Raw genomic sequence first — 26,232 nt, 5'->3', positions numbered from 1 at the left:
ACCGCTGTACGACCCGGGATTTATCCCGTGGGACCGGCTTTAGCCGGGAGGGCGAAATATCTGGCGACACATCTGCTGCGAATGCCCGGACCTCTTCCCGGCTAAAGCCGGTCCCACACAGGCTGCACGGCTCTCGGGCTGCCATCCCAATCACCTTAAATTCTCGCCCCCCGGTCACGTTTACCACTCAGTCCCTTGCCTTTGACGGTCATCCCTTGCATGAAACCGCCCCGCCCTGCCCGACGCCTGCTGCTCATTGCCCTGTGCCTGCTTCCCGTTATCGCCTTTGCGACCTGGCAAGCCCTGCCTTCTGGCCGAGCTGATCTGCCCACGGTGCAGGTGGTGCGTGGCGACATAGAAAGCAGTGTCACGGCGTTGGGCACGTTGCAGCCGCGTCGCTATGTGGACGTCGGCGCCCAGGCTTCGGGACAGATTCAGAAGATCCATGTGGAAATCGGTTCGCAGGTTACCGAGGGCCAGCTGCTGGTGGAGATCGATCCTTCGACGCAAAAAGCCCGCCTCGACGCCGCGCGCTATGCCATCGAAAACCTCAAGGCCCAGTTGCAGGAACAACGCGCCGAACACGACCTCGCCCGGCAACGCTCACAACGTCAGAAAAACCTCGCCGCTGGCGGTGCCACTCGTGAAGAAGACGTGCAGAGCGCCGAGGCCGAACTGCGCCGCACCAAGGCCCGCACGCAGATGTTCCAGGCGCAGATTCTCCAGGCCCAGGCCAGTCTGCGCAGCGACGAAGCCGAGCTGGGCTACACCAAGATTTACGCGCCCATGAACGGCACCGTCGTCGCGCTGGACGCTCGGGTCGGTCAGACGCTCAATGCCCAGCAGCGCACGCCGTTGATTCTGCGTATCGCGCGACTGTCGCCCATGACGGTCTGGGCCGAAGTTTCCGAAGCCGACATCGGCCACGTCAAACCGGGTATGCAGGCGTACTTCACCACCCTCAGCGGTGGCGGGCGCCGCTGGCCGAGCACGGTGCGGCAAATCCTGCCGATTGCGCCGATCCCCCTTGAACAGCTCAGCCAGGGCGGAGGCAGTCCGGTCGCTGCGGGCAAGGGCAGCAGCGGCCGCGTGGTGCTCTATACGGTTTTGCTCGACGTTGAAAATGACGATCAGGCGCTGATGGCGGACATGACCGCGCAAGTGTTTTTTGTCGATGGCCAGGCCCGGCAAACCCTGACCGTACCGGTCGCCGCGCTGCAACCCGGCCGTGACAGCCAGAGCCGCATGGTTCAGGTGGTGGCGAAAAATGGTGACATTCAACAACGCCAGGTGCGGACCGGGATCAGCGACCGGCTGCGTACCGAGGTGCTGGAAGGCCTCGCCGAAGGCGACTATCTGCTACTCGGCCCGGCCAGCGGAAGTGGCGGCTGATGAGCACGCCATTGATCGAACTGCAAAATCTGCGCAAATCCTACGGCGGCGGCGACACGCCTCAGGTTGACGTGTTGCGCGGCGTAAACCTGGCGATTTATCCCGGCGAATTCGTGGCCATCGTCGGCGCCTCGGGCTCGGGCAAATCGACCTTGATGAACATCCTCGGCTGCCTGGACCGGCCCACCAGCGGCTGTTATCTGTTCGCCGGTGAAGACGTCGCCGGGCTCAACAGCGACGAACTGGCCTGGCTGCGGCGCGAAGCGTTCGGCTTCGTGTTTCAGGGCTATCACCTGATTGCTTCCGGCTCGGCCCAGGAAAACGTCGAGATGCCGGCGATCTATTCCGGCATGCCCGCCAGCGAACGCCACTCCCGCGCCGCAGCGCTGCTGGAACGCCTGGGCCTGGCCAGCCGCAGCGCCAATCGGCCGCATCAGTTGTCCGGAGGACAGCAACAACGGGTATCGATTGCCCGCGCCTTGATGAATGGCGGGCACATCATTCTCGCCGACGAACCCACTGGCGCGCTGGACAGCCACAGCGGTGCCGAAGTCATGGCCTTGCTGGATGAATTGGCCTTGCAGGGTCATGTGGTGATTCTGATAACCCACGACCGGGAAGTGGCGGCGCGAGCCAAACGGGTCATCGAAATTCGCGACGGGGAAATCATCAGCGATACGGCCCAAGACACAGCCGCGCCTGAACGACCGGTCTCGGGCAGCCTGCAAGCGGTGGACTTGAAACAACGCCTGAGTCAGGGCAGCCAGGATCAGGGCGCCTGGAAAGGCGAGCTGGTCGAAGCGGTGCAAGCCGCGTGGAGGGTGATGTGGATCAACCGTTTTCGCACGGCGCTGACCTTGCTCGGCATCATCATCGGCGTGGCGTCCGTGGTGGTCATGCTCGCCGTGGGCGAAGGCAGCAAGCGCAAGGTCATGGCGCAGATGGGCGCGTTCGGCTCGAACATCATTTACCTGAACGGCACGGCCGCCAACCCGCGTGCGCCTCAAGGCATCGTCAGCCTGGGCGACGTCAAGGCACTGGCCGTGCTGCCGCAGGTTCATAAAGTCATGCCGATCAATGGCAATTACGCCAGTGTGCGTTTTGGCAATCTCGATCAGCGGGTCTACGTCGGCGGCAGCAACACTTCGTTTCAGAGCATCTTCAACTGGCCGATGTCGGCTGGCAGCTTCTTCACCGATGCCGATGAAGCCTCCGCTGCCGCTGTGGCGGTGATTGGCGAACGGGTCAGGGAAAAACTGTTCGGCCAGGTCAATCCGCTGGGGCACTACATCCTCATCGAGAATGTGCCGTTTCGGGTGATTGGCGTGCTGGCGACCAAAGGCGCCAGCTCCGGCGACAAGGACAGCGACCTGCGCGTGGTGGTGCCCTACTCCGCCGCCAGCGTGCGTCTGTTCGGCAACGAAAACCCCGAATACGTGGTGATCGCCGCCGCCGACGCGCGCAAGGTCAGGGACACGGAAAAGGCCATCGACCAATTGCTGCTCAGCCTGCACAACGGCAAGCGCGACTTCGAATTGACCAACAACGCTGCCATGATCCAGGCCGAGGCGAGCAGCCAGAACACCCTGTCGTTGATGCTCGGGTCGATTGCGGCGATTTCGTTGTTGGTGGGCGGCATCGGCGTAATGAACATCATGCTTATGACCGTTCGCGAACGAACCCGGGAGATCGGCATTCGCATGGCCACCGGGGCACGTCAGCGGGACATTCTGCGCCAGTTCCTGACCGAAGCCGTGATGCTTTCAGTGGTCGGTGGTGTTGCCGGCATCGGCCTCGCGCTGCTGATCGGTGCGGCGCTGCTGCTCGGCAAGGTGGCCGTGGCGTTTTCCCTCAGCGCCGTGGCCGGAGCGTTCGCCTGCGCGCTGGTCACCGGCGTGGTCTTCGGCTTCATGCCCGCCCGCAAGGCAGCTCGCCTCGATCCGGTCACGGCGCTTACCAGTGAATAACCCTTCGATGAAACCCAGACTCAGCCTTCTGACCCTGTGCCTGCTGCTCGGCGCTTGTGCCAGCCCCTCCTCGCCGATCAACAGCGGCATCGACGCGCCTGCTGCCTGGCAATCGCCGTGGACCGCCGCCGCCCGTCAGACCAGCGAACACTGGTGGCAACAGTTCGACAGCCCGCAACTGAACCGGCTGATCGAACAAGCGCGGGTCGGCAGCTACGACCTGGCCGCCGCCATGGCGCGGGTTCGGCAGGCGCAAGCGGATAGCGTCATTGCAGGCGCTTCCCAGGCACCGGAAATCACCGGCGGCGCCAACGCCAATCGACAACGCCTGATCAGCGGCAAAGGCTACCGCCAGCTGGATGCTTATGAGGCGGAACCCACGGCAAAGTTTTTCGATGTCAGTTTCAGCGCCAGCTATGAAGTGGATTTCTGGGGCGGCAACGCTGCCACACGACGCAGCGCCGAGCAGAACCTGCACGCCAGCGAGTTCGATCAGGCCACCGTCGAGCTGACGCTGCTCAGCGCCGTGGCCGACAGCTACGTGCAAAGCCTGGCCCTGGACGAACAGACCCGCATCGCCGAGCTGAATCTGACCAATGCGCAGCACGTATTGAAACTGGTGCAGACCCGTTTTCAATCCGGCTCGGCCACCGCGCTGGATCTGGCCCGCCAGAAAAGCCTGGTCGCCGGTCAACAGCGGCAGGTGCCACTGATTCGGCAACAGGCACAAGCAGCGCGCATCACCCTTGCGACCTTGCTGGGCCAACCGGTTCAGCAGCTGACCCTGGAAAACCAGCCTTTCGAGCGCTTGAACTGGCCGGATGCAAGTCCCGGCCTGCCCAGCGAGCTGCTCAGCCGCCGCCCGGACATCGCCAGTGCCGAAGCCAGACTCGCCGCTGCCCAGGCCGACATTCAGGTGGCACGCGCGGCGATGCTGCCAAAACTGACCCTGAGCGCGAGTTTCGGCTCTGGTGGCGACGTGGCGTCCGACATCCTGCGCAGTCCGTTCTACAACCTGGGCGGCGGGCTGCTGACACCGATCTTCAACAACGGCCGCCTCGGCGCCGAACGCGACAAGACCCTCGCCCGTCAGCAAGAACTGCTGGAGACCTATCGCGGCGCAATCATCAGCGCCTTCGCCGACGTGGAAAAAGCCCTGAATACCATCGACGGACTGGACCAGCAGCGGCGATGGCAAAGCGAAGAACTGCACCAGGCGCAAAGGGCTTTTGATTTGGCGGAAAATCGCTACAAAGCGGGGGCTGAAGACATGCTCAGCGTGCTGGACACCCAGCGCACGCTGTACCAGGCGCAGGAACAGAACGTCCAGCTGCGGCTATCGCGGTTGCAGGCGAGCGTGGCGCTGTACAAGGCGTTGGGGGGTGGGTGGAAGATGTGAGGTGATCGGTTGTTGGAGCGAGCGGGCGACGCTAGTGGGACCGGCTTTAGCCGGGAAGGCGTCGGATCAGGCAACACATCAGCAGCGGCGCCTGAAAGCCCTTCGCAAAATGGACCCGGCCGTCAGGACGGAACCTCAATAAGCCGCACCACAAATGCTGTTGGCGCCACCCGATTCAAAGCGCGGCGCCCACCTCACCAAAACCACCTCTTCACCGAAATATTCCGCGCATACCACGGCCGCCTTGGCACGCGGCGGAACAGGTTGGCGATTTTCTTTTCGTCGCCGAAGGTGATCTTCAAAGCCAGCTTCATGACCTCCGGGTCCATCTCCATACTCTTGCCGGGATCGACACCGGGCGCGGTGCTGCAACCATGGGTCAGCGGACCCAGCCACGGGTCGTCGATTTCCACCCAGCGACCCGGCGCGAACCAGTGCACGCCGTTGACCATCAAGCGCTGCACCTGGCCCGGATGAAAGCGCTCGTGGGCGCGAAACCAGTCTTCGATGCGGTCATCGATCCAGCCATGAAAACCCCAGAACACCGGGTTCACATGGGAAGAAAACGGGTCGCCCAAAAAGTCGTTTTGCGCCTCGTACCAGCGCGGGGCGAAGTCGGACGGATCGCGGGCCATGGGCACCGGCTGACCATTGGACGGATCGCGCGGCACCGACGCCCAGCGCATGTGCAGCCAGTCGTGCAGATTCAGCTCCACCTCGGAACCGAACTGGCCGAGGGTCAGCTTCGACAGGTAACGCGGGTCGCGGTATCGGGATTCCCAGACTTCGAAATTGGTGTGGTAGGTCTCGGCGCTTTTCACATCGCTGACCCACTGGCTGTACTCGTCGTCCCCGGCGGCGCGCCAGGTCGGCGGCAAGGCGCAGCCGTCGTGATTGTCAAAGTACCGGGCGAATCCCTGGCGATCGCGCTGCAATTCCGGCTGCGGCAGGGGGAAACGTTGCCACGATGGCAGCTCCTGTACCGCCCGCGCCGAACCCAGCATGTGCCGGTGCATGAAGAAAAAATCCACGCCAGAGCCGTTGCGATCCTTGCGTGGCCCGCGGGCGTCACGCTCCTTTTCCCGCGGCCCCGGCTGCCAGCCTATCCCGCGCAAGGCGTCGCGCTTGCTCTCGGACAGCTTGTGCCATTTGTCACGGGACGCGTGCCAGAGTTGGTGGAACAGGCGATGTTCCGGGCTGATCAGCAGGGCCAGCAGCGGCGGCTCAAGACCGATGCGCTCGCGGCCTTCGGGGAACAGACGCTTGACCGCAATGAAGCGATTGTCCAGCTCGATCAGGGCAGGATCGCGATCCAGCCGATAAATGCGCCCACTGAGCGTCGCGCTGCCAGCGTTGCCAAACGCGGCCCAGACTTCATCGAGCACAGCAGTGAATTCGTAGGCGGGTGTTTCGTGCTGCGCATCCGAAGACGTCAGGCGCCAACTGAGCGACGCACCATTGGCCGCGGCAAGATCACCGAGCAAACTGTAATGCGGCACGGCTTCGGCACGCAGATTGGCGCCGGTATCCAGCACACCACGAATGCCCCGGCCACGCGGGGCGATGTCGAGAAACATCTCCAACCCATCGCGGGGCAAACCATCGAGCCCGGCGTCGGCGCCTTCAAGACGAATATCCCAGACACCCCGCAAGGTATCCGCCAATTGCCGGCCAGCCGCGTCCGCCACATCAAAGGATGCTTCGCCGGGAGTGATCGGTTCATCGGGCCCTTTCAACTCGCGATGCGCGTAATAGGCAGCCGGCACCGCAGCACCGGTCAGTGCCAGGCCCGCCAGAAAGCCTCGTCGAGAAATCGTCATCGCCCTACCTGTATCAGCCCTGAAACGGGCGTTATCCAAGCTAGAACGTTGGATTGACGGGGAAATTTAAGGCGAAGAGGCGTTGATACTGTGGGAGCGAGCTTGCTCGCGAAGGCGTCAGCCCTGACACCGAGCTGTGTCAGGTAAATTCCCGGCGATCAGACTGGCCCATTCCCGGATAAATCCGGTCCCACGGGTATTCCACCCGCCATGGCATCGCGCCTAAATTTCCCCACCAACCACTCGTTCTTCCCAGATAGCAAATCCCTGGGGCTGCAATGAACAGAAAAGCGTTATACATCGGTCTGCCTCTGGCGCTGGCCGTGACCATCGGTGCAGCCGCGCTGGCTTGGGAACTCTGGTTCAAGGGCTATCCGAACTACCCGCTCAAGGTCATGAAACAGGCCGAAGCGTTGCAGGAACGCATCGTCTCGTTCGACAGCCACATCACCCTGCCGTTGAGCTTCGGCACCGAAGGCAAGGAAGCCGACAAGGACGGCAATGGCCAGTTCGATCTGGTCAAGGCCGGACGCGGGCGCTTGTCCGCAGGGGCGCTGACCATCTTTGGCTGGCCGGAAATCTGGAATGGCGACAACGCCCCTCACCGCCCGACGCCAGGCTTCGTCGAAGAGGCGCGCAATCAGCAGGAAATCCGCTACAAAGCGATATCCGGCATGGTTCGCGACTTCCCCAATCAGGTCGGTATCGCCTACACCCCCGACGACATGCGCCGCCTGCAAGGCGAAGGCAAATTCGCGATTTTCATCAGCATGCTCAACGCCTACCCCCTGGGCAACGACCTGAGCCTGCTGGATAAATGGACGGCGCGGGGCATGCGCATGTTCGGCTTCAGCTACATCGGCAACAACGACTGGGCCGACTCGTCACGTCCGCTGCCGTTCCTCAACGATACTGCCGACGCGCTCGATGGTTTGTCCGCTATCGGCAAACAGGCCGTGCAGCGCTTGAACGATCTGGGCGTGATCATCGATGTTTCGCACATGTCCGACAAAGCGTTGCTGCAAGTCAGCCAGCTGAGTCGCACGCCCATGGTCGCGTCGCATTCGGTGCCGCGCGCCATGGTCGATATCCCGCGCAACCTTAGCGACAAGGATATGCAGCTGATCAAGAACAGCGGCGGCGTGGTGCAGATAGTGGGCTTCCCGGCGTACCTCAAGCCATTGAGCCAGGCCAGCCAAGACAAACTCAATGACCTGCGCGCCCGCTTCGATCTGCCACCGCTGCCCAACCTGGCCATGGCGCTGATGCCCGGCGACCCGGTGATCGCTGCCTGGTCGGAACAAAAATTCGGCCAATACGCCAGTGGCCTCTACGCAATTCTGGATGACGAACCCAAAGCCGGCCTCAAGGATTTGGGCGACGCCATCGACTACACCGTGCGCAAGATCGGCATCGATCATGTGGGCATCGCCTCGGACTTCAACGAAGGCGGCGGGCTCAAGGGCTGGAAAGACGTCAGCGAGACCCGCAACGTCACCGCAGAACTGCTGCAACGCGGCTATTCCGAGACCGATATCGCCAAGTTGTGGGGCGGCAATTTCATGCGCGTCTGGCAACAGGTTCAAGACGCCGCAAAACCGCTTTGAAACGCCTTTTCCCGACAACGAGACGATGCCATGAATATATTTGCGTCACGCAAAATCGCCACGCTGCTGGGCGCGGCCATGCTCGCGCTGCTCTTGCCCACCCTGGCTCAGGCAAGCACTCCCGAGGCTAAACCAGGCAGCGTAATCAGGGACTGCAAGGATTGCCCGGAACTGGTGGTGTTGCCTGCGGGCACCTTCAGCATGGGCTCGCCCGATGATGAAATGGGTCGGCAACCCGATGAAGGACCGCAGCATGACGTGACCTTCACGAAACCCTTCGCCATCAGCCGCTTCCAGGTCCTGAGCGGCGAGTGGAACGCTTACCTGCGCGACACCGGCTACACGATGCCGGACGGCGACAAACGCCCCGGTCGCGAATGCATCGCCGGCAAGCCCCGCTACACCATGACCAATCGGCACCCGGCGGTGTGCATGGACTACAAGGAAGCCACCGCGTACGTCGCCTGGCTGTCGAAAAAGACCGGCAAGGCTTACCGAATGGTCAGCGAATCCGTGCGCGAATACGCGGCGCGTGGGGGCACTTCCGGGCCGTTCCCGTTCCCGCTGGATGAAGGCAAGGAATACAGCATTGCCAAACATGCCAACACGTACGGCCCGGAAGACGGCTTCAGCTTTGCCGCGCCAGCCGGCAGCTTCGCGCCCAACGCGTTCGGTATGTACGACATGCACGGCAATGTCTACGAGTGGGTCGCCGACTGCTACAACGACAGCTACAACGGCGCGCCCACCGACGGCAGCCCGTGGCTGACCGGCGACTGCACCTTGCAAGGCATCCGCGGCAACGACTGGACCGAAGCGCCGATCTTCTCCCGCTCCGGCAACCGCAACAACCTGCGTCCCTACCTGCGCGGCGACTGGCTGGGGTTCAGGGTGGTGAGGGATTTGTGAATAACCCGCAGTGATTCCGTTGGAGGCTTGCCCGCGAAGGGGTCATCGCAGGCGATAAATATTTCGAATGAAATTACGATTCGCGGGCAAGCCTCGCTCCAACGGGTTTTTGCGCCCCCCGCTAAATCCCTCGCCTCATCACTCGTTCCTTTGCACTGACAACCCGTCATTGTCTCGACCGAGGTAGCCCATGTCCGCAGCACCGCGCAGCGCCCTACGTGAACTCTTGAGCCTGCTCAAGCCCTATCGGCCCATTGTCATCGCTTCTGTCCTGCTGGGCATCATCGGCGGGCTGAGCGTCACGGCGCTGTTGGCCACCGTCAACCAGGGGCTGCACAGCGACGGCGGCATGAGTCGCGGCGTCGTCATCGCGTTCGCCTGTCTATGCCTGCTGGCACTGCTGAGTACAATTGCGGCGGACATCGGCACCAATTACGTCGGCCAGAACATCATCGCCAAGTTGCGCAAGGATCTGGGCGCCAAGGTACTTTCCGCGCCCATCGAACAGATCGAGCGCTACCGCACGCACCGGCTGATTCCGGTGCTGACCCGCGACGTCGACACCATCAGCGATTTCGCTTTCGCTTTCGCGCCGCTGGCGATTTCCATCACGGTCATCGTCGGTTGCCTGGGTTATCTGGCGGTGTTGTCCTGGCCGATTTTCCTGATCACGCTGCTGGCCATCGGCATCGGCTGCGCGGTGCAGTTCGTCGCCCAGTCGAAAGGCATCAAGGGTTTTTATGCCGCCCGTGAAGCCGAAGACAATCTGCAAAAGCACTATTCGGCGATTGCCGAGGGCGCCAAGGAATTGCGCATTCATCGCCCGCGTCGGCACGCCATGCTGACGAAAAACATTCAGGGCACCGCCGACCATATCTGCGCCACCCATGTGCGCTCGATCAACATTTTCGTGATCGCCAAAAGCCTGGGCTCGATGCTGTTCTTCGTGGTCATCGGCCTGACCCTGACCCTGCAAAGCCTGTGGCCCAGCGCCGATCCGGCGGTGATGAGCGGTTTCGTGCTGGTGTTGCTGTACATGAAAGGCCCGCTGGAAACCCTGATCGGCAATCTGCCCATTGTCAGCCGCGCACAAATTGCCTTCCGGCGCATCGCGGACCTGTCCGAGCGCTTCTCCTCGCCGGAACCGCACTTGCTGCTGCAAGCGGCCGACAAGCCTGCGCCGAGCATGGAGCATCTGGAATTGCGCGATGTGCAGTACGCGTTCCCGCCCGTGGAAGGCAGCGCGCCGTTCAAGCTTGGCCCGGTGAACCTGAGTATCGAACCGGGGGAAATCCTGTTTATCGTCGGCGAAAACGGCTGCGGCAAGACCACTCTGATCAAGCTGCTGCTGGGCCTGTACACGCCGCAACAGGGCGAAGTACGCCTCAACGGCAACAAGGTCGACGCGCAAGGGCTGGACGACTATCGGCAGATGTTCACCACGGTATTTGCCGATTACTACCTGTTCGACGATCTGGTGCAGAACGACAAGACCCTGCCCAGCGACGCCACGCGTTATCTGGAACGTCTGGAAATCGCCCACAAAGTCAGCGTCCGCGACGGCGCCTTTACCACCACCGACCTGTCCACCGGCCAGCGCAAGCGACTGGCACTGATCAATGCCTGGCTGGATGAACGGCCGGTGCTGGTGTTCGACGAATGGGCGGCCGACCAGGACCCGACCTTCCGGCGGATTTTCTACACCGAACTGCTGCCGGATCTCAAGCGCCTGGGCAAGACCATCATCGTCATCTCCCACGACGATCGGTATTTCGATGTGGCGGACCAACTGGTGCGCATGAGCGCCGGGCAGGTGGTGAGCGAGCGGGCGATGGCGTGAAACGAAATTAAACCTGTGGGAGCGAGCTTGCTCGCGAAAGGTTTCCGGCGCAAAAGATGTATAGCCTGAATTAGCGCCTTCCCGGATAAATCCGGTCCCACAGTTCGGACATATTCAGCCAGCACAACTGCCAGCCCCGCTAAATCTACCCCTCCCCCCTTCGTCTTTCTGACAAAGCCAATTCCTCTGCCGACGGCGACGAGAGCGATCATGAATCAATTCAATCAACAACCCGACGACGACCTGCTGGCCCTGCTCATGGCTGATGAGCAAGGCACCGAACACGGGATCAAGGCCTCGGCCACACAAGGCCCGATGCCGGTTTCGTTCGCCCAGCAGCGGTTGTGGTTGTTGCAGCAGTTCGCCCCGGACAGCGCCGCCTACAATCTGCCGCGTGCCTTGTCGATCAAGGGTCGGCTGGATGTTGCGCTGCTGGAAAGCGCACTGCGCAAAGTGGTGGATCGTCACGACATCCTGCGCACCCGCTTCGAGGATATCGACGGCACGCCACAGCAGATTGTCGAGCACAACGCGCAGTTGAATCTGATCCGCATCAACCTCGCTGATCACAACACACTCGCCGGCCATATTGCCGCCGAAGCTGCTCGTCCGTTCGATCTGGGCAACGCACCGCTGATCCGCGCCACGCTGCTCAAGCTCGACGAGCAGGAGCACGTGTTGCTGCTCACTTTGCATCACATCGTCTCCGACGCCTGGTCCAATCCGATTCTCATGCAGGATCTGGTCACGGCTTTTCAGCGCCTGAGCCTTGGCGATCCCGAAGCTCTCAAGCGTCCGGCGATTCAGTACCTGGACTACGCCTGCTGGCAGCGTGAGGAATACGTCACTACCGAGGCTCACGATCAGGCCGCCGCATACTGGCAAAACTATCTGGGCGACGAGTTACCAACGCTTGCACTGCCGACCGATTTTCCGGCCAGTGCGGTACGGAACAACAGCCAAGGCAGCGTTGCACTGACGCTGCCCGAAGCATTTTCCCGACAACTGCACGGGTTCTGTCAGCAGCACAACTTGTCGCCATTCGTCGTGCTGTTGGGCGCGTGGCAATTGCTGCTGAGCCGCTACAGCGGCCAGCGGGACTTCACCGTCGGCGTGCCCAACGCCACGCGTAATCAAAGTGCAACCCAGGAACTGGTGGGCTTTTTTGTCAGCAGCCAGATCTACCGTGCGCGTCTCGATCCGGAGCAATCCGTCAGCGACTTCCTGCATGACCTGCGTCACGCTTCACGGGCGGCGCTGGAACATGCCGATTACCCGATTGAATTGCTGCTCAACCAACTGAATCTGCAACGCAGCACTCAAGCCAATCCGCTGTTCCAGACCCTGCTCAACTGGCGTATCGCCGAGCCGGTCGAAACCACCCTGCAACTGGGCGACTTGCAACTCACTTCGTTGCCAGTGACTCTGCCTCAGGCGAAGTTCGACCTGAGCATCGATATCGAATATTCGCGACACAGCATCCGCGCCGACCTGGAATACCGCTCCGAGTTGTTCCTGCCCGAAACCATCGAGCGCCTGGGCCAGCATTGGCAGAACCTGTTGCAGGCGGTGCTCGATAATCCCGAGCAGCGTATCGGCGAACTGCCGATGCTCGGCGCGCCGGAATTCAAAACGCTGCGAGACTGGAACGCCACGCAAACCGCTTATCCGCTTGATCAACCGGTGCAGCGCCTGATCGAACAACAGGCGCAGCAAACTCCGGACGCCACGGCGCTGGTCTTTGCCGATCAAGCCCTGAGCTATTTTCAGCTCAACCAGCAAGCCAACCAACTGGCACACCAACTCATGGCGCTGGGCGTCGGCCCTGAAGTGTTGGTGGGCATCGCCGTCGAGCGCAGCGTGGCCATGGTGGTCGGCCTGCTGGCGACTCTCAAGGCGGGCGGCGCCTACGTGCCGCTCGACCCGGAATACCCCCGCGAGCGGCTGGCCTACATGATCGAAGACAGCGGCATCAAGCTGCTGCTGACGCAAAAAGAGCTGCTCAATCAGCTGCCCACCGAGCGCGGGCTGAACGTCCTCAGCCTCGACGAACTGGATCTTTCCGACTTCCCGGCGAGCAATCCCGAGATCAGGGTTGCCCCGGAAAACCTGGCGTATGTGATCTACACCTCAGGCTCCACCGGCCAACCCAAAGGCGCGGGCAACCGGCATTCGGCGTTGACCAACCGGCTGTGCTGGATGCAGCAGGCTTACCAGCTGGACAGCAGCGACACCGTGCTGCAAAAAACTCCGTTCAGTTTCGACGTTTCGGTCTGGGAGTTTTTCTGGCCGTTGATGACCGGTGCGCGCCTGGCCATGGCCGCGCCAGGGGATCATCGCGATCCGGCGAAACTGGTGGCACTGATCGAACGCCATCAGGTCACCACCCTGCATTTCGTCCCGTCGATGTTGCAAGCCTTCCTGCTGGATGAAACCGCGCAGCGCTGCACCGGTTTGCAACGCATTGTGTGCAGCGGCGAAGCGCTGCCAGTGGACACTCAACTACAGGTGTTCGCCAAACTGCCCAACGCCCGCCTGTTCAATCTCTATGGCCCGACCGAAGCGGCCATCGACGTGACCCATTGGACCTGCCGCGAGGAACAGCGCGACAGCGTGCCCATCGGCCAGCCCATCGCCAACCTGACCACGCACATTCTCGATGGGCAATTGCAGCCAGTACCCATCGGCGTGATCGGCGAGTTGTACCTGGGAGGTGCAGGCCTGGCCCGTGGTTATCATCAGCGTCCGGCGCTGACTGCCGAACGTTTCGTCACCAGCCCGTTCGGCGATGGCGAGCGTCTGTATCGCACCGGCGACCTGGCCTGTTATTGCGCTGACGGCGTGATCGAATACCGTGGTCGCATCGACCATCAAGTGAAGATTCGCGGCCTGCGCATCGAGCTGGGGGAAATCGAAACCCGCCTGCTGCAACTGCCGGACATTCGTGAAGCGGTGGTCCTCGCCGTCGACCAGCAACTGGTGGGTTATGTGGTGCCGGTGCAGCCCGCCGAAGCCGGCCGTCACAGCCGTTTGCAGGAGGCAATCAAGGCCCGCCTCGCCGAGCATCTGCCGGATTACATGGTGCCCGGCCAGTGGGTATTTCTCGCGCAGATGCCGCTGAGCGCCAACGGAAAACTGGACCGCAAGGCCCTGCCCGCGCCCGACGCCGCTCAGCGGCAAAACGCTTATGTTGCGCCGCGCACCGAGCTGCAACAGCGCCTGACCGAGCTTTGGCAGGACGTGCTCAAGCGCGAAACTATCGGCATCACCGACAACTTTTTCGACCTGGGCGGCGACTCGATCATCTCCATTCAACTGGTCAGCCGCGCGCGTCAGGCCGGTATCCAGTTCAGCCCCAAAGAGCTGTTTGAGCATCAGACCATCGTCCATCTGGCCAACATCGCGCGCATCGACGACGTCGGCCAACTCATCGAGCAAGGTCCGGCAACCGGCGCGGCAGTGCTGCTGCCGATTCAGCAGGCGTTCTTTGAGAAAAATCTGACCGAGCCGCAGCATTGGAATCAGTCGGTGGTGCTCAAGCCGAACGTCACCCTGGACGCCGACCTGCTTGAGCAGGCCGTGCGCGCGCTGCTCGCCCATCACGATGCGCTGCGCCTGACTTTCAGCGAGACGCCCCACGGCTGGACATCCGCTTATCAAGCCATGCAAGCCAGCCGCTTTGAGCTATGGCAGGCGCACATAAGTGGCATTGCTGACCTTGCGCAGCTGGGCAACGACGCGCAACGCAGCCTGAATCTGCAAGACGGCCCACTACTGCGCGCGGTGCTGGTCAGCCTCGACGACGGCAGCCAGCGCTTGCTGCTGGCGATCCATCACCTGGTGGTGGACGGCGTTTCCTGGCGGGTCTTGTTCGAGGATTTGCAGAGCAGTTATCGCCAGTTGCAGTCCGGCCAGTCGATTGCTTTGCCTGCCCGAACCAGCGCGTTTCGCGCCTGGGGCGAACGCCTGCAAGCCTACGCAACAGAAAGCGCAGCGCTGCAACAACAACTGCCGTTCTGGCAGCAACAACTGGCGGGCGCGTCTGACCCATTGCCCGGCGCCCGCCCCGCTGCCCGTCTGGATAATGCACTGGCCGTTACCGTGCAAACCCGGCTGGATCAACCCCTCACCCGCCAATTGTTGCAGCAGGCGCCAGCGGCGTATCGCACTCAGGTCAACGACCTGCTGCTGACCGCGCTGAGCCGCGTGCTCAGCCGCTGGACCGGGCGCGACAGCAGCGTCATTCAGCTGGAAGGTCACGGCCGCGAAGCGCTGTTCGACGAGATCGACTTGAGCCGCAGCGTGGGTTGGTTCACCAGTCTGTACCCGCTGAAGCTCTCGGCGGCGGCGACCTTCGAGGACTCGATCAAGACCGTCAAAGAACAACTGCGCGCCGTCCCCGACAAAGGCATCGGTTTTGGCCTGCTGCGTTATCTGGGCGACGAGGCGACCCGCGTTCAGCTCAGCCAATGGCCAACGCCGCGCATTACCTTCAACTATCTGGGCCAGTTCGACGGCAGTTTCGATAGCGCCGCCGACAGCCTGTTCAGCCCTTGCGACGAAAACGCTGGCGCCGAGCAAAGCCCGGATGCGCCGCTGGGCAATTGGCTGACCCTCAACGGCCGGGTCTATGCCGGCGAGCTGAGCATGGGCTGGACCTTCAGCCGCGAGATGTTCGATGAAGCGCTGATCCAGCGTCTGGCCGATGAGTACGCTTCAGAGTTGGCGGAGCTGATCGAGCACTGCACGCGACACAGCGGCATCACGCCTTCGGACTTCCCGCTGGCGCAGATCAGTCAGCAACAGCTGGACGATTTGCCGATTGCTGCCGCCGACATCCAGGACATCTACCCGCTCGCGCCGATGCAGCAAGGCATGCTGTTCCATACCCTGCACGAGCAAGCGGCGGGCAATTACCTGAATCAGATGCGTCTGGACGTCAGCGGTCTGGACCCGGAATTATTCGATCAGGCCTGGCAAGCGGTCATCGACCAGCACGACATCCTGCGCACCTCGTTCCTCTGGAGTGGTGAGCTGGAGCAACCGCTGCAAGTGGTGCATAAGCACATGAGCATGCCGTTCAGCGTGCTGGATCTGCGCACCTCCGCCAATCAGCCACAGGCGCTGAATGAGCTGGCGCAACAACAATTGCAGCAGGGTTTCGACCTCAGCCAGGCGCCGTTGCTGAACCTGATCGCCGCGCAAACCACTGACAACAGCCATCACTTGATCCTCACCCACCACCACATTTTGTTGGACGGCTGGAGCACCTCGCAGTTGCTGGGCGAAGTGTTGCAACGCTACAGCGGGCGGCCGCTCGCGGCGCACCAAGGTCGCTATCGGGATTACATCGACTGGCTGCAACAGCAGGATCACGCTGCCAGCGAGACGTTCTGGCGCGAGCAATTCACGGCACTGGACGAGCCGCTGCTGTTGGCGCAAAACCTGATGCCTCCCGTGGAAGCGCTCGCAGGTCACGCCGATTACAGCCTGGCGCTGGACCCAGAACAAACCGCCGCGTTGAACGAGTTCGCCCGGCAGCAGAAAGTCACCTTCAACACGCTGCTGCAAGGCGCGTGGTCGCTGCTGTTGCAGCGCTACACCGGTCAGGACGCGGTGTGCTTCGGTGCCACCGTCGCCGGTCGGCCGACGCAGATCAGCGGGATTGAGCAGCAGATCGGGTTGTTCATCAACACCTTGCCGGTCGTGAGCAAGCTGCGCCCGGAACTGATCGTCAGCCAGTGGCTGCAAGTGCTGCAAGCGCAGAACCTGAATCTGCGCGAACACGAACACAGCGCGCTTTCTGACGTGCAACGCTGGGCCGGGCATGCGGGCGAAGCCTTGTTCGATACGTTGCTGGTGTTCGAAAACTACCCGATTTCCCAGGCGCTGGAACAAGGCGCGCCGCAAGGTCTGCGCTTCGCCAATATCAGCAGCCACGAGCAGACCAACTACCCGCTGACGCTGATCATCAATGCCGCCGAAAGCCTGGCGCTGCGCTTCAACTATTCGCGTCAGCAGTTCAGCCCGCAGATCATCGCCGCCATTGCGCGGCAGACCCTGGAACTGCTCAACACGCTACTGGAAAACGCCGAGCGCCCGGTGGGCGAATTGACACTTAGCGACAGCGCATCCGCCCTTCAGCAATGGAATCCAGACCGCAGCGAGTTCCCCGTCAAGCAGTGTCTTCACCAACTGATCGAAGCTCAGGCCACACGCTCGCCCAATGCCATCGCCGTGACCTGCGACGGCCAGCAGTTGACTTACGCGCAGCTCAACCAGCGCGCCAACCGGTTTGCGCACCAGCTGATTGAACGCGGAGTCGGCCCGGAAGTGCGCGTCGGCCTGGCGGTTGAACGCAGTCTGCAGATGATCATCGGCCTGCTGGCGATTCTCAAAGCCGGTGGCGCTTATGTGCCGCTGGACCCGGCCTATCCCGAAGATCGCTTGCGCTACATGATTCAGGACAGCGGCATTGGCGTGCTGCTGACCCAGGGTTCGCTGCTCAATACATTGCCGATTGAGACGAATATTCAGCTGCTGTTGCTGGACGACGGCGCATCCGGTTACAGCGACGCCAACCCGGTCATCCGCATCGATCCGGCGAATCTCGCCTACGTGATCTACACCTCCGGCTCGACTGGCCAGCCCAAAGGCGCGCTGCTGACCCACGCCAACGCCCTGCGTTTGTTCAAGGCTGGCGAGCAGCATTTCAGCTTCAGCAAGCAGGACGTGTGGACGCTGTTTCACTCCTGTGCGTTCGACTTTTCGGTCTGGGAAATCTTTGGCGCACTGCTCTACGGCGGCAAACTGGTGATCGTGCCGCACGCCGTCAGCCGCAGCCCGCAAGCCTTCCATGAGCTGCTCATCGAACAAGGCGTCACGGTGCTGAACCAGACGCCGTCAGCCTTCAAACCCTTGATGGCGGTGGCCTGCGCGGCACAGCAAAGTCTGGCGCTGCGCTATGTGGTGTTCGGTGGCGAAGCCCTGGACGTACCGAGTCTGCGGCCGTGGTTCGAGCAGTTCGGCGATCGCTCGCCGCAGTTGATCAACATGTATGGCATCACCGAAACCACGGTCCACGTCACCTACCGGGCGATCACTCGGGATGATTTCGTCAACGATACTGCCAGCCCAATCGGCGCACCGCTCGCCGACCTTTCCTGGTACTTGCTGGACCACGCTCTGAATCCGGTGCCCAAAGGCTGCATTGGCGAGCTGTATATCGGCGGCGCAGGCCTGGCGCGGGGGTACCTGAATCGGCAGGATCTGAGCGCAACACGCTTCGTTCCCAACCTTTTTGCCGACGATGGCAGCCGTTTGTATCGCACTGGCGATCTGGCCCGTTACCGCACCGATGGCAGCATCGACTATCTGGGGCGCAGTGATCATCAGGTGAAGATTCGCGGTTTCCGTATCGAGCTGGGGGAGATCGAAGCGCAACTGCTGGCGCAGCCCCAGGTTGAACAAGCCGTTGTTCTGGCCCGTGACAGCAGCGACGGTCAGCAACTGCTGGCTTATGTGGTGGCCGACGAAACCATCGTCAGTCGCGAAGCGCTCAAGGCCGCGCTCAAAGAGCAACTGCCGGACTACATGATCCCGACGCACTTGCTGTTTGTCGCCAGTCTGCCGCTGACCACCAACGGCAAACTTGACCGCAAGGCCCTACCAGAGCCGGACGCCAGCCAATCCCAAGGCGAGTACGTCGCCCCGCAAAGCCAGCTGGAGCAGCAAATCGCCGGGATCTGGCAGGACGTGCTCAAGCTGGAGCGCGTTGGCCTGACCGACAACTTCTTCGAGTTGGGCGGGCATTCGCTGCTGGTCATCAAAGTAGTGTCGCGCCTGCAACTGGAGCTCGGCTTGCAGTTGACCCCACAGCATTTGTTCCAGGCTCCGACATTGGGCGCTTTTGCCAGCGCCCTGGAGCAGGACGGCGATGCCGTGAACACATCGAAATTGAGCAGGCTCGAAGCGCTGCTCGACGACATGGAGGAAGTTTGATGGACCGCACGACCGCTTCGAGAATTGCCCGGCGCTTTATCACCTTGCCGCTGGAAAAACGCACCGTCTATTTGCAGAAAATGCTTGAAGAAGGCGTGTCCCCGGCCAACCTGCCGATCCCCGAAGTGCAGTCGAGTTTCGCGCAGCTGCCGTTGTCCTTCGCCCAGGAACGCCAATGGTTTCTCTGGCAACTGGACCCACACAGCGCGGCGTATCACATCCCCATGGCCCTGCATTTGCTCGGCGAACTGGATGTCGCGGCGCTGGAGCGCAGCTTCAATGCGCTGATCGCCCGCCACCAAAGCTTGCGCACCACTTTCCAATTGATCGATGAACGCGCCGTGCAAGTCGTTGCCGATGCACAGGTCGTCAGGCTGGGAATGCGCGACGCCGAAACCGGTGAGCCATCTGAAGTAAAAGCCTTCATTGCCGAAACCACTGCGCAACTGTTCGATCTGGAAAATGGCCCGTTGCTGCGCGCTGAACTGCTGCGCCTGAGCGAGCATGAACACGTGCTGGTCATGGCTCAGCACCACATCGTTTCCGATGGCGCGTCCATGCAGGTGATGGTTGCCGAGTTGATCGAATGCTATGCCGCGTTCAGCGGCGGTACCGAACCCGCGCTGCCGGAACTGGCGATTCAATACGCCGACTACGCCATCTGGCAGCGGCACTGGATGGAAGCCGGCGAACGCGAGCGCCAGCTGGATTACTGGACCCGCCAATTGGGCGGCGAACAACCGGTGCTGGAGCTGCCCGCCGACCGCCCGCGTCCCGCCGAGCAAAGTTACCGGGGTGCGCAGCTGGACGTGGTGCTGGACGCGCAACTCGGGCCGGCCCTCAAGCAACTGGCGCACCAGCACAACGTCACGTTGTTCATGCTGCTGCTGGCGTCGTTCCAGACCTTGTTGCATCGCTACAGCCGCCAAAACGACATCCGCGTCGGTGTGCCGGTGGCCAACCGCAACCGGATGGAAACCGAGCGACTGATCGGCTTTTTCGTCAACACTCAGGTGCTCAAGGCCGAGTTCAGCGAACACACGCGCTTCAGCCAATTGCTGCAACAAGTCCGGCAAACCGCGTTGGATGCCCAGGCCCATCAGGAATTGCCGTTTGAACAACTGGTCGGCGCGCTGCATCCGGAACGCAGCCTCAGCCACAGCCCGCTATTCCAGGTAATGTTTAACCATCAGGGCGCGGACGCCACGGCGGCCCACAGCCAGGTGGCCGGTTTGACCATCGATAACCTGGGCTGGGACAACCCCACCGCGCAGTTCGACCTGACCTTGAACACCTCGCTCACTGAAGACAGCTTCAGCGCATCGCTGACCTACGCCACCGACCTGTTCGACGCCGCGACCATCGAGCGTCTGGCCCGGCATTGGCAGGCCTTGTTGCGCAGCATCGTCAGCGACCCGCAACAACTCGTCGCCGGTTTGCCGTTGCTGGATGACGCCGAACGCGCCTTGATCGTCGCTGGCTGGAACGCGCCGGTCAGCCAGAATCCACCCACCCACAATGTGATGCGCCTGTTTGAAGACCGGGTGCAAAACGATCCCTGGGCTGTCGCGTTGATCGTCGCCGGGCAACACCTGACTTACGCACAACTCAACCGTCGCGCCAACCAGCTGGCCCATTGTTTGATCCAGCAAGGCGTCGGCCCGGAAGTGCTGGTGGGCATTGCCGTTGAACGCAGCGTGGCAATGGTCGTCGGCTTGCTGGCAATCCTCAAGGCGGGCGGCGCCTACCTGCCGCTGGACCCGACGTATCCTCAAGAACGCCTGGCCTACATGATCGCAGACAGCGGCATACAACTGCTGTTGACCCAAGCCCACGTGCAAGCGCAATTGCCAACTACCGAAGGCCTGAAAACGTTGGTACTGGATAATCCGGCCAGCAGCCTTGGCGCCTTTTCCGAAAACAATCCCGACGTTGCGACCACTCCGGAAAATCTGGCGTACACCATCTACACCTCCGGCTCCACCGGCAAACCCAAAGGCGTGATGGTCTCCCACGGCGCGCTGCGCAACTTCACCTCAAGCATGGCCGCCGCGCCGGGCATCGCTGCCGATGACCGGCTGTTGTCGTTGACCACGTTCTGCTTCGATATTTTCGGCCTGGAACTCTACGTGCCGCTGAGCGTTGGCGCGCGAGTGATCCTGGCCGGCAACGACGTCAATCTCGATCCGCAGGCGCTGCTGGACATCGTCCGGCGTCAGGGCGTCAGCGTCCTGCAAGCGACGCCTTCGACCTGGCGCATGCTCCTCGATCATCCCCAGCGCGCAGCCCTGCAAGGCTGCAAACTGCTGTGCGGCGGCGAAGCCCTGAGCGATGAACTGGCGGCACGCATGCTGGACGTCAGTGACCAGCTGTGGAATCTGTATGGCCCCACCGAAACCACCATCTGGTCGGCGATCCATCGACTGGACCGCAACCACAGCAAACCCTGGCTCGGCCGCCCCATCGACAACACCACGCTGTACATCCTCGACGCCGACCTGCAACCGGCACCGATTGGCGTCGCCGGAGAACTGCTGATTGGCGGCAACGGCTTGGCCCGGGGTTATTTCCAGCGACCCGAACTGACCGCCGAACGCTTCGTTCCGGACCCGTTCGGCGCGCCCGGTGCGCAGCTGTATCGCACTGGCGACCTGTGTCGCTATCGCGCCGACGGCATCATCGAATACCTCGGCCGCCTTGATCATCAGGTGAAGATTCGCGGCTTCCGTATCGAACTGGGGGAAATCGAAACCCGTCTGCAAGCCCAGCCGCTGGTGCGCAGTGCCGCTGTAGTTGCCCAACCGGCAGCGGCCGGTGAACAGCTGGTGGCGTATGTGGTGCTGGCGCAAACGGTCAGCGACAGCGCCGAACAAACCGCGCTGCGCGAACGCATCCGTACCGCCCTGCGCAAGGATTTGCCGGACTACATGATCCCGGCGCAGCTGGTGTTCCTCGAACAACTGCCGCTGACGCCCAATGGCAAGCTCGACCGCAAGGCCCTGCCCGCCGCCGATGTCAGCCAGATGCAACAGCTCTATGTCGCGCCGCAAACCGATATGCAAAAACGCATTGCCGCGATCTGGCAGGACGTGCTCAAGCTGGATCAAGTGGGCATCAGCGACAACTTTTTCGATCTGGGCGGCGATTCGATCATTTCGATTCAGCTGGTCAGTCGCGCCCGGCAGAACGGCATTCACTTCACGCCCAAGGACCTGTTCCAGCACCAGACCGTTGAGCATCTGGCCAGCGTGGCGCGTGTTGACGATCAGCAGACAACCGACCAGACCGACGCTAGCGCCTTTGCCCTCGCGGGCCTTGATGCCGCGCAACTGGCTTCGCTGCCGGTGCCGCTGGCGCAACTGGAGGACATCTATCCGCTGTCGCCAATGCAGCAGGGCATGCTGTTCTACACCCTGGAAGCCAACGATGCGGCGCTGTATCTGAACCAGATGGCAGTGTCGGTGCAAGGCCTTGATGTGTCGCGCTTCATTGCCGCGTGGAATGCGGTCATCGAACGCCACGAGATCTTGCGCAGTGGTTTCTGGTCCGCCAGCTCTCTGGCCGAACCCCTGCAACTGGTTTACAAACACGCCAGCATTGCCGTGCAACAGCTGGACTGGCAAGACCGCGCAGTACAGCCGCAGCAGTTGCAACAGCAAGTTGATCTGGATGCCGCCCAGGATTTCGATCTGCTCGCCGCGCCCTTGATGCGTCTGACGCTGGTGCAGCTCAATGCGCAGACCCATTACCTGATCTGGACCAGCCACCACATTTTGATGGACGGCTGGAGCAGCTCACGCCTGCTCGGTGAAGTGCTGGAGCATTACAGCGGACAGCCACTCGCGCCGAAACACGGGCGCTATCGGGATTACATCGCCTGGCTCAAGGCCCAATCGCAGCCAACACTTGAGCACTTCTGGAAAGCCCAACTGCAAGACCTCAGCGGGCCGACCCTGCTGGCCGGCAGCATTGCGCCTGCGCCAGGCGCCGGTCTCGAAGGCCATGAAGCGCTGTACCTGAAGTGGGACAAGACCCAAACCGGCCAGTTGCGTGAACAGGCCCAGCGCCTGCGCATCACGCCCAACACCTTGATTCAGGCTACGTGGCTGCTGCTGTTGCAGCGCTATACCGGGCAAGCCACGGTGTGCTTCGGCGCCACGGTGGCCGGACGTCCCGCCAGCCTGGCCAATGCCGATGAAATGCTCGGCCTGTTCATCAATACCCTGCCGATCATCCAGACCCCCGACCCGCGCCAGACCGTGGCCGAGTGGCTCGCGCAACTGCAAACCTGCAACCTGGGGATTCGCGACCACGAGCACGCCTCCCTGGCCGATATTCAGCGCTGGTCCGGCAACAGTGGCCAGGCGCTATTCGACAGCATCATCGTCTTCGAAAACCATCCGCTGGACGAACGCCTGGATCAAGCGACTCAACATGACCTGCACTTCGGCGAGGTCAGCGCCCGAGGCGTCACCGATTTCGCCATGGATCTGGCGGTGATGCTCAAGGACACGCTGACCATCGAGTTCATGTACCTGCGCAACCGTTTCAGCGCTGCGGCCAGCGAGCAAATCCGCCGCAGCTACGAGACATTGCTGCTGGCCTTGCTGAATAATCCCCACGCCACCCTCGGCAGTCTGGACATGCTTGACGCCAGCGAGCGTCGGCAACTGCGCGGTAATAACCTGATGGCCGAGCCGCTGACAAGCGCGCCGCTGTTGGCTGAGCTGATCGCCGGACACGCAGCGCAGCGTCCGGATGCAATTGCCGTGACCTGTGCCGAACGTCAACTGACTTACGCCGAACTGGAAGGTCGCGCCAACCGTCTGGCCCACCACTTGCTCGCCCAAGGCGTAGGCCCGGAAACCTTCGTCGGCGTCGCTCTGGAACGCTCGGTGGACGTGATCGTCGCGTTCTACGCGGTGATGAAAACCGGCGCCGCGTATGTGCCGCTGGACATCGATTATCCGCAAGAGCGCATCCAGTGGATTGTCGGCGATTCAGCGATGCACCTGTTGCTCACCCACAGCAGTTTGCGGGATCGCTTTGCCGGGATCGCGCCGGGGCTGATCGCGCTGGACGCCCTTGAGCTGGATTCGTTGCCGCAAACCTGCCCGATAAGCCTCGTGTGCGAGTCCAACCTCGCCTACCTGATCTATACCTCCGGATCGACCGGCCAGCCCAAAGGCGTGGCGGTCAGTCATGGGCAGATTCGCATGCATTGCAAGGCGATTGCCGAACGCTATGACATGGACCGGCAGACCCGGGAATTGCTGTTCATGTCGTTCGCCTTCGATGGCGCCCAGGAACGCTGGTTGTCGACCTTGCTCAGCGGCGGCGAATTGGTGGTGCGCGACAATCGCCTGTGGACCCCGGAAGAAACCTGGCAAGCGCTGCACACGCACCAAATCAGCATCGCCTGCTTCCCGCCCGCTTATTTGCAGCAACTGGCCGAATACGCCGAAACCCAGGAACAGGCACCACCGCCAGTGCGCATCTATTGCTTCGGCGGCGATGCCGTGGCCGACGCCAACTTCGAACGGGTCAAGCGCGCCCTCAAGCCGCAGTTCCTCACCAATGGCTACGGGCCAACGGAAACGGTGGTCACGCCGCTGTTGTGGAAGGTCGACGTGCAGGCCACCTGCGGCGCGGTGTATGCGCCTATTGGCACGCGGGTCGGCGAGCGCAGTTTGTATGTGCTCGACGAAGCCCTGAATCCGTTACCTATCGGCGTAGCCGGTGAGTTGTATATCGGCGGCCAGGGCGTGGCGCGGGGTTATCACCGTCGTCCGGGACTGACCGCCGAACGCTTCGTCGCCGATCCGTTCGCCAGCGATGGCGGACGCTTGTACCGCACCGGCGACCGGGTTCGCCAGCGTGCCGACGGGGTGATCGATTACCTCGGGCGGCTGGACAATCAGGTGAAGATTCGCGGTTTCCGCATCGAACTCGGCGAGATCGAAGCCCGCTTGCGCGCCATGCCGGGTGTGCAGGATGCCGTGGTGGTGGCGCGGGAAAGCACAGCGGGTAAACAGCTGATTGGCTACGTGGTGGCTGTCGCCGAAAACGACCTCGGCCAGCGTCTGCGCAGCGCGCTGCAAACTGACTTGCCGGATTACATGGTGCCCGCGCAGATCCTCACGCTCAGCGAATTCCCCCTCAATGCCAACGGCAAGCTGGATCGCAAAGCCTTGCCGGACCCGCAATTCAAGGGCCGCGAGTTCATCGCTCCGCGCAATGACGTCGAGCGCGGACTGGCCGCGATCTGGCGAGAAGTGCTGGAGGTCGATCAGATTGGCGTCACCGATAACTTCTTCGAGCTGGGCGGTGATTCCCTGCGCATCCTCAAAGTGCTATCCAAGGTGCGCGCCAGCGGCTTGCCGGTGCAGCTGAAACTGCGCGACATGATCAGCAAACCGACCATCGCCGAGCTGTCCGGCTTTGATCCGAATGACACCCCGGACGCCGGGCAAAACCTCGACCCTTTGTTGCTGCTCAATAGCCGCACCAGCAACGCGCCTGCTCTGTTTTGCCTGCACGCGGGCTTTGGCACGGTATTCGATTACGAACCATTGGCCCGGCGGCTGGACGGCAAGCGCAGCGTCTACGGCCTGCAATGCCGCATGCTCTTGCAGCGCGACTGGGAAGATGAATCCCTGGCGGCCATGGCCATCGACTACGCGCAGTACATCCGCCAGAAACAAGCCGACGGCCCTTATCACTTGCTGGGTTGGTCGCTGGGCGCAACCCTCGCGGTGCTGGTCGCCCAGGAACTGGAAAGCCAGGGCCAGCGCGTCGAGTTTCTCGGTCTGGTGGACAGCTTCATGCCCAACGCCGGGCAAAACGCAGTCGAAGATGACTGGAACGCCGACTTGCGCAGTTTCCTCGCGGTGATCCTCGGCGTGTCGGCAGAACAACTGCCCGCGTTCGACCTCGGCGCGAATCGCAACGTCGATGCGCTGCAAGGCCTGATCGGCAGCATCCAGTCCGGTATGTCGGCGACTTCGGCCTACGCCAGCATTGGCAGCGACGAACTGGCGCACACCTTTTGCGTCGCCATGAAACTCAAGGTGCTGTCACGCCAGATCGACGCCCTGCCCCGCACCGCGAGCAGCGCCCATTGCTGGTGGGCGGCCAGCGCCAGCGATGCCGAGCATCCACGTGTCAGCGGCGCGGTGGCGAACATTCGCATTCTGGCCGGACATTACCAGTTGCTCAATCACCCAACGCTGCTCAATGGCCTGCTGCATGCACTGTCCGCTGCGGAACCGGTAACCCAATAGACTTAAAAAAGGAA

Annotated in this window: 9 protein-coding genes; 8 read left to right on the top strand and 1 reads right to left on the bottom strand. The window is 62.1% G+C overall.

Translation table 11 applies throughout. The annotated features are described in order from the left end of the window. The first annotated feature begins 219 nt into the window (after positions 1–219). From ACP7E4_RS02160 to ACP7E4_RS02150, 3 genes are read left to right on the top strand one after another with little or no spacing between them, the layout of a single operon-like run. Positions 220–1,392: an efflux RND transporter periplasmic adaptor subunit gene (locus ACP7E4_RS02160; RefSeq protein ID WP_426111226.1), complete on the top strand. Its 1,173-nt coding sequence runs from the start codon at positions 220–222 to the stop codon at positions 1,390–1,392. Then, entirely contained in the window at positions 1,392–3,359 is a 1,968-nt protein-coding gene (locus ACP7E4_RS02155) for a MacB family efflux pump subunit (RefSeq protein WP_426111224.1), read from the top strand. The genes ACP7E4_RS02160 and ACP7E4_RS02155 overlap by 1 nt, the downstream gene beginning before the upstream one ends. A 7-nt stretch (positions 3,360–3,366) precedes the next feature. After that, positions 3,367–4,758: an efflux transporter outer membrane subunit gene (locus tag ACP7E4_RS02150; RefSeq protein WP_426111222.1), complete on the top strand. Its 1,392-nt coding sequence runs from the start codon at positions 3,367–3,369 to the stop codon at positions 4,756–4,758. Positions 4,759–4,952: 194 nt separating this feature from the next. On the opposite strand, the gene ACP7E4_RS02145 is transcribed toward ACP7E4_RS02150, so the two are convergent. Continuing rightward, the gene (locus ACP7E4_RS02145) at positions 4,953–6,578 is read right to left on the bottom strand and encodes a twin-arginine translocation signal domain-containing protein (RefSeq protein WP_426111220.1); all 1,626 of its coding nucleotides are present in this window, start codon (positions 6,576–6,578) and stop codon (positions 4,953–4,955) included. Between the two features lie 278 nt (positions 6,579–6,856). On the opposite strand from ACP7E4_RS02145, the gene pvdM reads away from it, so the two are divergent. The 5 genes from pvdM (at position 6,857) to ACP7E4_RS02120 (ending at position 26,218) form a co-directional block, all read left to right on the top strand. Next, positions 6,857–8,185 carry a pyoverdine-tailoring dipeptidase-like protein PvdM gene (gene pvdM / locus ACP7E4_RS02140; RefSeq protein ID WP_426111218.1) on the top strand — a complete coding sequence of 443 codons (1,329 nt, stop codon included), beginning with the start codon at positions 6,857–6,859 and terminating at the stop codon, positions 8,183–8,185. Positions 8,186–8,215: 30 nt separating this feature from the next. Next, positions 8,216–9,094 carry a formylglycine-generating enzyme family protein gene (locus ACP7E4_RS02135; protein WP_426111216.1) on the top strand — a complete coding sequence of 293 codons (879 nt, stop codon included), beginning with the start codon at positions 8,216–8,218 and terminating at the stop codon, positions 9,092–9,094. A gap of 190 nt (positions 9,095–9,284) precedes the next feature. After that, complete coding sequence (locus ACP7E4_RS02130; RefSeq protein ID WP_426111214.1) at positions 9,285–10,934, top strand: cyclic peptide export ABC transporter; 1,650 nt, start codon at positions 9,285–9,287, stop codon at positions 10,932–10,934. A 210-nt stretch (positions 10,935–11,144) separates the two neighbouring features. Further along, a complete protein-coding gene (locus ACP7E4_RS02125) occupies positions 11,145–18,935 on the top strand; it encodes an amino acid adenylation domain-containing protein (RefSeq protein WP_426111209.1) in 7,791 nt (2,596 codons plus the stop codon). After that, positions 18,935–26,218, top strand: coding sequence for an amino acid adenylation domain-containing protein (locus ACP7E4_RS02120; RefSeq protein WP_426111207.1), 7,284 nt, complete (start codon positions 18,935–18,937; stop codon positions 26,216–26,218). The genes ACP7E4_RS02125 and ACP7E4_RS02120 overlap by 1 nt, the downstream gene beginning before the upstream one ends. Positions 26,219–26,232 lie beyond the last annotated feature (14 nt).

Origin of the sequence: Pseudomonas sp. DSP3-2-3, from assembly GCF_049898225.1 — a bacterium.
Lineage (GTDB): Bacteria > Pseudomonadota > Gammaproteobacteria > Pseudomonadales > Pseudomonadaceae > Aquipseudomonas.
This window is presented reverse-complemented; position numbering and strand designations above follow the sequence as displayed.

Bases quoted from the DNA above. Each gene is read 5' to 3' on its own strand.
- ACP7E4_RS02160 (WP_426111226.1), top strand. From the start codon at position 220: ATGAAACCGCCCCGCCCTGCCCGACGCCTGCTGCTCATTGCCCTGTGC.
- ACP7E4_RS02155 (WP_426111224.1), top strand. From the start codon at position 1,392: ATGAGCACGCCATTGATCGAACTGCAAAATCTGCGCAAATCCTACGGC.
- ACP7E4_RS02150 (WP_426111222.1), top strand. From the start codon at position 3,367: ATGAAACCCAGACTCAGCCTTCTGACCCTGTGCCTGCTGCTCGGCGCT.
- ACP7E4_RS02145 (WP_426111220.1), bottom strand. From the start codon at position 6,578: ATGACGATTTCTCGACGAGGCTTTCTGGCGGGCCTGGCACTGACCGGT.
- pvdM (WP_426111218.1), top strand. From the start codon at position 6,857: ATGAACAGAAAAGCGTTATACATCGGTCTGCCTCTGGCGCTGGCCGTG.
- ACP7E4_RS02135 (WP_426111216.1), top strand. From the start codon at position 8,216: ATGAATATATTTGCGTCACGCAAAATCGCCACGCTGCTGGGCGCGGCC.
- ACP7E4_RS02130 (WP_426111214.1), top strand. From the start codon at position 9,285: ATGTCCGCAGCACCGCGCAGCGCCCTACGTGAACTCTTGAGCCTGCTC.
- ACP7E4_RS02125 (WP_426111209.1), top strand. From the start codon at position 11,145: ATGAATCAATTCAATCAACAACCCGACGACGACCTGCTGGCCCTGCTC.
- ACP7E4_RS02120 (WP_426111207.1), top strand. From the start codon at position 18,935: ATGGACCGCACGACCGCTTCGAGAATTGCCCGGCGCTTTATCACCTTG.